This window comes from Lentilactobacillus sp. TOM.63 (assembly GCF_030361045.1).
In the GTDB taxonomy this organism is placed as follows: domain Bacteria; phylum Bacillota; class Bacilli; order Lactobacillales; family Lactobacillaceae; genus Lentilactobacillus; species Lentilactobacillus dabitei.
This window is the reverse complement of the sequence record NZ_JAUCAP010000081.1, coordinates 1-10884: the sequence shown is the minus strand read 5'-3', so window position 1 is coordinate 10884 and position 10884 is coordinate 1. Positions and strand designations below refer to the sequence as shown.

The following is a 10884-nucleotide window of genomic DNA, read 5'->3' as shown; positions in this document are numbered from 1 at the left end:
AAGGCATTCGATTGTGTTATCTGAAGAATAACATGCTCGAATGCCTTTTTGAATACGTCCAATTATTTAGTGCTTACAAATAACTGGTCAAGAATCGTTAGTGATATTCGCCAATCTGTTACTAAATTGTGAAAAGTCAGCACTCACACGATAAGAACAGCCTCCCCAAAATCCAAATCAGGATTTTAGGGAGGCTGTTCTTATCTTTTAACCGATACTTTTCGTCACTTTGATTAAGTGCATTTGCTTCAGCAATAACCGGAACAGCAACCTTTTCAAAGATCCCCGGCCATAATTCCGACGCAACTGATGCTCTATCAGGACTGCTCCTCCAGGCAAAAACTTCCTCATAAGCACCTTATCCAAAAATCCAAGCCCAGGATTTCTGGATAAGGAGACTTATGATCCAGTTTCTAACCGCCTGGATCCGCACACTCTCTACAGTGAAATCAAATCCTTCACACTAAAGTTCAGGTTAATCTGATAATCCGCCTCACTTGGGCGGTTAAACTTAACAATTACTCTCCGATTTTCACCGTTAAAGAACCAACCTTGACTGGCTTGCTCAAATTTCTCAAAATTCAAGAACTGTTCAACTTCACTGTTGCCAATCGAAACCTGAGCGGGAGCAATTTGTGGACATAGTACTTCCAGCTTGAACTGCTTAACCTTTGATGCATATTGGCCTTCATTATGGACATCAATAACAACGCCCGCTTCTGAACTGGCAACATGATAATTCGTTGTCAAATAATCACCCTGTTGATAATCATTGGTCTTACCGTCATCTTCGTAAAGGGTAAATGAACTCTCAACGGACGGCTCAACTAACAAATTAAGATTATCAATAACTTGGTTATGAATGTTCAACAATCCCGGTGCCGTTGGAATAATGCCACCAGCCCGCAGGAACATTGGAATACTATGCAGGTCAACTGACACTTGGATCGTTTGGCCACCATCATAATAATGACCATCAGCTAAATCAACCCATTTCGCCCCTTTTGGCAAGTACACTGGCTTGACCGTTTGACCTTTGTCTAATACGTTGGCAACCAACAACGATGGTCCCAACATAAACTCAAAACTTTCTTCCAGTACCTTCGGATCATCTTGGAACTCGTAAACCAGTGGCCGCATAATTGGCGATCCTTTGGTCGATGCTTCGAACAGTAATGAGTAGAAGTACGGCACTAAGCGATACCGTAAGCGAATGGCATCGCGGATATATGAAGTATATTTTGGATACATCCACGGTTCCGTGACCGTGTTATCGTCATTGGAAGAATGAATCGAGAATCGCGGTTGAAAGATGCCATTTTGAACCCACCGCACAAATAGTTCTGGTTCGGGAGCTGGGCCGTCAAAACCGCCGATGTCACATCCCTGGTTGGCAACGCCAGAAAGACCCATCCCTAAAATAGTTGGAACATTATACTTCACGTTGGTCCAAGACGTCCGGTTGTCACCTGCCCAGGTCTGAGCATAGCGCTGGATGCCGGCAAAGCCCGCTCGGTTGATAAGATATGGGCGGACATTTGGATTATAGTCATGAATTGCCTTCTTGGCAGATTTAGCCATCATTGTCGGCATAATTGGCTTGAGGCTTGCAATTGGCTTGCCTAAGCCATCGGCCGCCGCCTGCGCCTGACCATCATTGATTTCATACTCATTATTATCGTTCCAAATTGAGGTGATTCCCTTAGACAACAATGCCTTGGTCATAAATTTGTTCCAAGTATTCCGACCATCTTCACTGGTGAAATCGATGAAGTGGGCATCGCCACCCCAGTATTGATCGACCTCATAGCCCTTTTTATCTGGGGTCTTGATAAAGGCATTGCCAGCTTCAAAGTCCTTCATAAATGGATGAGTTAGTAACATCCCCGGCTTGATATTCGGGGCCAATAGCACCCCGCGTTTTTTCAATTCCGCAATAAAGTTGTCCGGATCCGGGAAACGTTTCTTATTCCAATTAAAGACGTAACGCTTGCCATCGTCACCGGAAGTATAGCCTGATGACAGGAAGAAGCCGTCACAAGGAATCCCGTTCTTCTTGCAGGTATCCACAAAGTCCAAAATTGCTTGGTCGGCGTTATGATCCAATTCGGTATAATACATCGTCGAACCCATATAGCCTAGAGAAGCTAATGGCATCAAAGCACTCTTGCCAGTCAAATCGGTATAGTGTTCGACCACGTCCTTAATTGTTGGGCCGCCAATGAAGAAGAGGTCAACATCGCCACCATCACACTCAAAATAACTGAATCGTTTCCAGTAATTACTGTGCTCGCTGTCCATGTCAAAGACCGAATCGTAGGAATTATTGTAGAACATCCCAGTTGCGGTGTTCAGCGTAGAATCCAGATTGATATAAAACGGAATCATCTTATAAAGCGGATCGGATTTAGCAGCATTCCAGCCAAGCGAATCAGTATTATGCATTCGCATCCGTCGTTTAAACTTGTTCAATTCACCAGACTTTTCGCCAAAACCATAGAAGAAGTTGTGATCCCCCATTTTGGTGTAATGATACGAACGGCCATTGTCATCCTGCATAAAGGAGCGTTTAGGCAAATCTTCATGAAGCACCGTGCCTGTCTTATCCGTTATCTTAAATTCAAACGGATCTTTGCGGATGTGTAAGTCATACTTGGGACCGTTAATCAGGTATTCATCGCCTTGATCTACTGGGGTAATTCCTAGCGGTGAAACCTTATGGCGTTCATCTTTAAACAGATCATCCAGTTGATCATCCCAGGCCGTTTTGACCAAGGCGTATGATTCTTCGGGATCAAACTGATCTTTGAAAGTTCCGCGAATTCGAATGATATTTTCATCTAACAGGTAAATTTGAAATTGAGCCCCATCGGTTTTCACCAATAAGTGGTTACCCTCTGGGATGACTGACAATAATTTTCGACTGACTTTCATGCATAATCCTCCAATTTATAAATGATTCTGTTATTTTTTATAGCCAAAATTAGGAATTGAATTCCAACGTTTGCTTAAATACCGAACGACTGATTTCGGTTCGCGAGAGCGGGTGAAGACGCCCTTCTTGTTCCCTTGGACCCGCTGAATCCCATACTTGGTTTGGAAATCGGCAAAGTTCCATAATTGTTCGCCCACAAAATTAGGAATCTCATCAAAGACTTTACTATTCATACGGTAGTAATCTTCTTGGAACTCTTCCGACCACGGCTCATCATAGGCGCTATGCAGCCCAGGGATCGTATCGGCACCATATTCAGTGTACATAATTGGCTTATCCGGATACTTAGCCTGCCACTGCTTTAATTCATCCCTGGTTTTCTTTTCAGAAATCGCCAGATCACCCGTGTCAAGATACCAGCCATAATAACGATTCAGGCAAATGACGTCCGGCAGGTCACTGCTTTTATCTGATTCAGGGTTGGACCAAACCAGGTCAATATAGGTCAAGGGCCGTTTTTGTGGATCGAGCTGCCGAGCTAACTTAAAGAGTGGCTCGAAGTATTCATGAGCGCCCTTGGAATAATTGGCCGCTTCATTGGCAATTGACCACATTACCACACAGGCGTGGTTCTTATCTCGATCAATAATTTCATGGATGGCCTGGCGATGGGCTTCACCGGTCTTTAAATCTTTCCAGGTATCATCTTGATAGCCCGGCTTAGAAATTTCACTGTTGTCAAAGGTAAATGACACCATCAATCCAACCGCAGGGGTTTCGTCGATAACCACAATCCCCTCACGATCACACAAGCGCATCATTTCATCAGAATAAGGATAGTGAGATGTTCTGAATGAATTAGCCCCCATCTTCTTCATGAGATTCAGGTCAAGGACATTATAAGCTTCGTTCAACCCTTTACCATTACGTAAGTATCTTCATGTTTGCCGAAGCCTTTGAAATAAAATGGCTGGCCGTTGATGAGAAATTTGCCCTGCTTAACTTCAACCGTCCGAACACCAAAGGGTTCTTCATAGACATCAACCACTTTGCCATTGATAAGGCCTTCAACCTTGGCGGTATAAAGATAGGCCTTAAGTGGCTGCCACAAATGAATATTTTTAATCGGCAGCTGTTCAGATAATCCCTGGGCCTCGGCAACTTGATTCCCATCTTCGTCAAGAACAGTGGCTCTGATTTCGTCAAACTGCTCGCCACCTGTTTGCACCGTCAAATGAACATTGGCTGAATTATTTGCCAAGTCAACCGCTGGTGCCACTACCAGATCATCAATATGAGCTTGGGGAGTTGAATAAATCTTTATTGGTCGATTTAAACCGGCATAATTAAAGAAATCAAAGTTTTCATCAACCTTACGGATAATGTGACCACCCGCATCCTTGGTTTCACTGTAATTACCCACCGGAATTGTTGAATAATCCAAAATATTACTCAATTTAACCGTTAGTAAGTTGTTTTCATCTTTAAGATAATCATTGATTTCAACTTCAAATGGGGTAAAACCACCCTTATGATGCGTAACTTCTTTCCCATTTATATATACCCACGCCTCATGCGTCGCAGACCCAAACCTTAGAACTAGTCGTTGACTTCTCAATGAATTGGCGACTGTAAATTGGCGCTGATACCAAAAGTACCCGGTATGATTTCTAATCTTAGCTTCAGCCGTTTGATCATTAAATGATGCCGGCACCGCCATCACATCATCCGTTGGCAATGATTTGCCAGGATCAATTGGCGTTGTTTCCGGATCGATCATGAATTTCCAAACTCCGTTTAAATCAATCACCGTTCGACTCATCGTATTAATTGGATATAACATACTGCTTATCTCCTTACTTATACTTACAAGAGCGACCATAACCATCATCAAACTAATACATCAGTATTGGTACCTCTCAAAATATAGCACATTCAGATAGCGCTTTCAATCATTGTCGAATCTGTTTGCCCAAATTTTTCTGTTTATTGAACAACAGCCCGAGGTAATTAGAGTTGCAGTTGGCGTTTTACCATCAGAATGCCGGAAGAATGGTCGGGGCAACTGCTGCTTAGTCCCCTTTAGGAGCAAACGCGCTCAAAGAAGCAGCCGCTTAATATATAAAGGACGCCATCAAAATCCAAGACCAGGATTTTAATGGCGTCCTTTATATAACCGCGTCTAACCGCTTCTTTTCGCGCTCTTTACTTCTTCATATCCATCGCATGGCCACCGAATCCGTGACGCAATGCTGATACGACTTTTCCTGTAAATGTATCTTTTTCTTCTGAACGTTGACGAGCATAAAGTGAATCAGTAATAACTGGGACTGGAATGCCTTGCTTTAAGGCTTCCTGGACCGTCCACTTACCTTCACCTGATGAGAACATCTTGCCAGTAATCTGATCCAAATTAGCATCATTGGCAAATGCTTCTTGAGCCAATTCCATGAGCCAGCCACGGATCACTGAACCATTGACCCAAACTTTGGCAACGGCTTCGTTATCATAATCGTATGGGCTGTGGTCCAAAACATCATAGCCCTCACCAATTGCTTCCATCATGCCGTACTCAATTCCGTTGTGAACCATCTTCAAATAATGGCCAGAACCTGGCTTACCAGTATATAGATAACCGTCTTTAAGTGAGATATCTTCGAAGAGCGGCTTCAAATGTTCAAATTTTTCAGCACTTGGCCCACCAATCATAAAGTTGCCGCCATTCAAGGCACCGTTCTTACCGCCAGAAGTTCCGCAGTCAAAGAAGTTGATTCCTTTTTCTTCAGCAATTTTATTATGTCTGATTGAGTCTTCGTAGTATGAATTACCACCATCGATCAAATAGTCGCCGGTTGACAGAAAACCAACCAGTTCATTCACAGTCGAGTCGGTTGGCTTGCCTGCAGGTACCATGATCCAAACAGTGCGAGGGGCACTTAATTTGTTAACAAGATCTTCATTACTTGAAGCCGGGGTTGCCCCAGCCTCCTGAGCTAACTTAACATTATCCGGATTCAAATCAAATGCAACCACTTCATTACCGTTACGAATTATGTTCTTAACCAAGTTAAGACCCATTTTTCCAAGACCAATCATACCGATTTGCATAAGCAATCATACCTCTTTCATCTAATATACTAGTTAACTGCTAACTCTTACAGGAACATTATATTATCTGAAAAGAATTTTCGCAAGACATTTGTATCAAGTTTTTCGGTTAATTTACTGAGCAAGTTTAAGCAAGAAAAAGATTGCGCTACCAACCCCTTAATATCAGCGCTGATAATTATTCGATCTTTTATTATCCAAGAAAATTACTTTCACAATATCTGAAAATGATTTACATTCACTGACGAATTCTTTTAAAAACTGCCGTACCAATCAATAAGACTACCCCAACAGTTGCCACGTCAATCCCTGCTAGCAAGCCTCTAATTTGGTAGTTGAACGCTACTCGATGCCTTCCTGGTGATAACTCAGCTCCGACAAACCCCGAAGCCACCCTCTTTACCGGCTGATTTTTACCGTCAACTTTGAGGTGCCACCCTTTATCATACGGAATACTCAACAGCAAAGTCCGTCGATTATTGAAAACAGTAATTGTCCCTTTGAAATGGCCACCATGCCAGTCTAGGCGATTGTTATCCTGCAACCGGAGTTCGTGGCGGTTCAACACCCGCACTGCCTGCTCAAATTTGACATTGTTTAACCCATCAAGGTGAGTAGCCGGATCCGGCAGCTCCTTGATCGAGTGGATGGTAATCGTGGAGATTTGGCCTTTTTCCAAGTTCCCCACCGGGATCATTTCAGTCCCTAAGCCACTATAGAGATTTGATAGTTTTCTTCCATTAATGTAAAAGGCCACGCCATGGAGTCGGACATGGGGCAAATACAAGTAGTGATCACCAGTCGTATTCGCTCTGAAGACCACTTTGTATTGATAAAAGTCTCGGAAGGTCTGCTGGCTGGTGCTCATAATCTGAGGGCGCTTGAAATACTGTTCTGAATTTCCCATTTCGGCTTGAACCAGCCGATTCTGATTGATGAATGGCTCATTCTTAACAAACTTTAACTGTTGCATTCGATTGCTGGTCATGAAGCCCAATCCGGCGACGTTTTTTTGCACCGACAGTGAATTTTCGTGCTTGCCAATGTAGTAGAAATACTTCAGGGCCAGTAGATGTTCGCTGACCGGGGTACTGCCGAACATATCAATCCGCCGGATATTACGACTTGAAAATCCTAAATTCTCCAAAACGTGGTGCGTGTGAAAGTTAAGTGTTGAACTATACGAACTCAACCCGTGATTTTTGAAAACGAATGAATCATTGTACCCACTATACGGGACCCTAAATAATTTTCTAAACGGTTGGTCAACGACTAGCAGCCGATAGAACTGGTGATTGGCTCGTTCCCGCTGCTCAATTTTGCCAATTAAGCGGCTGGACTTTGCGTACGTCCGTTCAAACTGATGCTGATTACCAAATGGTGCCCCGGATGTGGCAACCAAGAAATTAAGCATCAATTCGAAGGCCAGAGTAATCATAAGCACGTATTTGGCAGCCCGACGTTTGTTCGCTACGGAAAGGATTGCCAGCGTCGTCACAGCTAGAAACCCAATTGCCAAAAAATAAACAGCATTTCCAACCATTAATTGTGGAATTTTGAACGTGTACATCCCCATCTTCTGCTGGAAAATATTGGCAAAAATATAGCCAATCGTGATCGCAATTCCAACCCCAACGGCCGAAAATACTACCACCTTTTTTTCATGGAAGACCCCCTGCAGATAACCTTCATAAGCCACCATGATGAGAGCAAAGCTAAATAGAAACACCATCCGAAACGGGAAGCCTGCCGGTGGTTGCAACATGTGCCAAAACGTATTCAATGGCAGCAGCCACATGCCAAGAAAAATACTGCCGAGCAAGAGCCCGGATGCCTGCTTATTTCGCTTATCAACTCGCTTGGAAAAGAAGTACGCCACTCCGGCCACAATGAATAACGAACCAGTGAAGATACTGGGATTGTGGACAAGTCGGCCGGCAAAGTCATTCCCGCCAACCCCCAAGTTGACCGCGAAGCTGGGTCCAAATGTCCCCTTCAGTAGAAAATTAGCCGGCAAAATATCCTTCTTCCCAGTTGCCAACATCGCAATGATGGTTGGAATCAGGACAATAGCTGATAACATCCCCGAAATGAGTGAATACCACAAAAACTGAACACCTTTGCGCCAATGAAACTGAATGTGCTGGGCTAATGGAATCCGCTTCGGTTGGCTTTGCTTGGTTAAATAGATAAAGTAAATCACCGCAAAAATACAGATAATATAACCCATATAATAGTTGGTCAAAATAATGGCTGTAAGCCCGAAGACGTACAGACCGCCCTTATTTTGATGAAATAGCCGTTCCAATCCATAAATCATGATTGGCAGCCAAATCAGCGCGTCCAGCCACATTACATCAAAGAAATACATTGAAACAAATCCGCATAATCCATATGCTAGACCACCACAAATCCCCATGAAATCATAAGATCGATATTTATTGCCGAGGAAGATGCTCATTGAAATACTACTGAGAATCATCTTGATCCAAATAATCAGGTCAATGGCAATCGGCAACTGAGCCGGCTTAAACAGGACAATCATTAAATTCAAAGGACTCAGTAAATAGTAGGCATAAATGGGGACTAAGCTGTCACCAATTGAAATTAGAAATGAATAGCTGGAAAACGACAGATGTAACAGCTGGCGACGAAGTTCTGCAAAAAATTGCAAATACTGGGTGGAAAGGTCACTGATTAACAGATTTCGACCACCAAAAGGCGCCAGTTGGAGCACTAGAAATAGCATGCTCATCAATAAAGCCGGTGCAACAATTGCCCCAATAACATATAAAACTTTACGTGTGAAAAAATCCCTTCGTAACATTAAAATTCAACTTTCTATTCTTTATTTGAAGCGCTTAGATCGCTATGCTAGTCCACTTCCATCCAGATTTAGTATACATTTCCTGATCGACGGTTGCCGAATTGGTGCTCATTTTAACCAACAATTATAGAACTTTAACCAAATGTTACACTTCACCACCTTAACTTGTAACAAAAGGCGTTATTTTTGACATTTTAACCGTAATCTGGGTCTAATTCAGCCAAATGTGAAGAATATAACGCATTATTGCAATTAATTATAAGGATATCATTCCCATGAGCACGGCATTCACAGGGATTTTATGAAGCAATGAAATTTTCTTTAACCTTTATGAAACACTATTGAGATTGTTTGGTAGCATTCTTCCCCTATAATACTTCTTGTAGCTTTAAAGGAGGACTATTAAATGAATTCAACTTTTAAAAAAATAGCCGGCCTGTTTATGGGGGCAATGGCAGCATTTACGATTAGCACGAACGTATCTGCCAGCAAAACCAAAATTGCCGATGTCTCACAATACCAAGGAAACATTAATTGGCGTAAGGCATCTAAAGAATTAAAATTTGCAATCATCCGGGTTCAACATGGTGACACTGGGGATGCTGATTTCCGGATCGATACTAAAAAAGATATCAACGCGAATGGCGCATATAAATATAAAGTCCCATTTGGCCAATATGGTTACGCAGAATTCTCAAGCGTTGCCGATGCCAAAAAAGAAGCAAAGGACTTTTACAAGCGTTCCAGCTCCAAAACCAGATTTTACGTATTGGACAATGAACATCGCAAAGGAAAAGGTTCTGAACAAGCCTACGTCAATGCATGGTTAAGCACGATGCGCAAGTTGACTAACAAGCCGATTGTTTACTACTCATATCAAAATTATGTGAATGTTCATAAAATCAACTATTCCAAGTTTGACGGCTCTTGGATTGCCAATTACTCACAGAAGCCAAACGTCTCAACCGACCTTTGGCAATACACTTCAAAAGGTCGCCTGAGTGGTATTACCGGCAATGTTGATTTGAGCAAGATCGTTGATAGTCAGACGGTTAATTCATGGCTCAAGCAGTCATCCGCCGATCAGGCAAAACCAACTTACTTCACTTCTGTTCCATCAAGTAAGCAGGTCACAACGACCAGAAACATTTATCAATATAACGATGTTAATTTCAAATCGCGCGTTTCTAAATTAGCTGCTGGTCAAAAATTAACCGTTAAAACCGTAAGCAAATCGGATCACGGCGCTTATCGCTTTGAATTATCAAACGGCAATTACATTACTGCTAATAAAGCGTACGTTTCTAACTAAAGAATTTTAAAAAAGGGGAATATTATAATCGTGACACACAAAGCTATTAAATCAGTCTTAAAACCATTCTTATTGTTCGTTGCATTATTTGCCTTCGCTGTTGCTGCTTATTCGGCCGCAACCAGCGCCAGTGCAGATAGTACCGATCCTTCGTATTCAAAGGTTTATAACGAAGCTAAGAAGCATCTTGGTTCCCGTTATGTATACGGTGCCGTTGGTCCTACCCACTTTGATTGCTCAGGCTTCACCAAGTACGTTTACAAGAAGTCAATCCAGAAATCAATTCCGAGAACCGCTCAAGCCCAATATAACGGAACAAAGAAAGTTTCTAAGAAGAATATCCAAAAAGGCGATTTAGTATACTTTGGCGGTAGCAAGCACAGCATCTCACACGTTGGGATGTACATTGGTAACGGTCGAATGATCGATTCCCAAAACCGCGGTGTGATTACTGAAAATGTTTACTCACCTTGGTGGCACGTGGTTGGCTTCTCCCGCCCTGCTACTTTGAGTTATGATGATTAATAATTAAATAGTTGTACGCCAAAAGGCATCGACCACTTCAGATTGTGATCGATGCCTTTTTGATATCTCTTGAATCTGATTCTGCTTGGTTAGGTTTGAAAGTAAGCACTAAATAACTGGACGTCTACTTCGTAGACGTCTTTTTGAGTACCATAGAATTATTAATTAAGTATGAGG

General features: G+C 42.5%; 5 protein-coding genes and 1 pseudogene. 2 read left to right on the top strand and 4 right to left on the bottom strand.

What is annotated here, in order from left to right:
* Window positions 1-438: 438 nt before the first annotated feature.
* From QUF07_RS11900 to QUF07_RS11885, 4 genes and pseudogenes are all read right to left on the bottom strand, one after another.
* Window positions 439-2934 carry a glycoside hydrolase family 31 protein gene (locus QUF07_RS11900; protein ID WP_289427575.1) on the bottom strand — a complete coding sequence of 832 codons (2496 nt, stop codon included), beginning with the start codon at window positions 2932-2934 and terminating at the stop codon, window positions 439-441.
* A gap of 30 nt (window positions 2935-2964) precedes the next feature.
* Window positions 2965-4778 (bottom strand): annotated as a pseudogene (uidA, locus tag QUF07_RS11895) (beta-glucuronidase).
* 362 nt (window positions 4779-5140) lie between these two features.
* The gene (gene gnd / locus QUF07_RS11890; protein ID WP_217165133.1) at window positions 5141-6043 is read right to left on the bottom strand and encodes a phosphogluconate dehydrogenase (NAD(+)-dependent, decarboxylating); all 903 of its coding nucleotides are present in this window, start codon (window positions 6041-6043) and stop codon (window positions 5141-5143) included.
* Window positions 6044-6281: 238 nt separating this feature from the next.
* A complete protein-coding gene (locus QUF07_RS11885; RefSeq protein WP_289427574.1) occupies window positions 6282-8870 on the bottom strand; it encodes a YfhO family protein in 2589 nt (862 codons plus the stop codon).
* A 406-nt stretch (window positions 8871-9276) separates the two neighbouring features.
* Between QUF07_RS11885 and QUF07_RS11880 the strand changes: the two genes are divergently transcribed.
* Entirely contained in the window at window positions 9277-10182 is a 906-nt protein-coding gene (locus QUF07_RS11880; RefSeq protein WP_217165135.1) for a GH25 family lysozyme, read from the top strand.
* 30 nt (window positions 10183-10212) lie between these two features.
* Entirely contained in the window at window positions 10213-10707 is a 495-nt protein-coding gene (locus tag QUF07_RS11875; RefSeq protein WP_217165137.1) for a C40 family peptidase, read from the top strand.
* Window positions 10708-10884 lie beyond the last annotated feature (177 nt).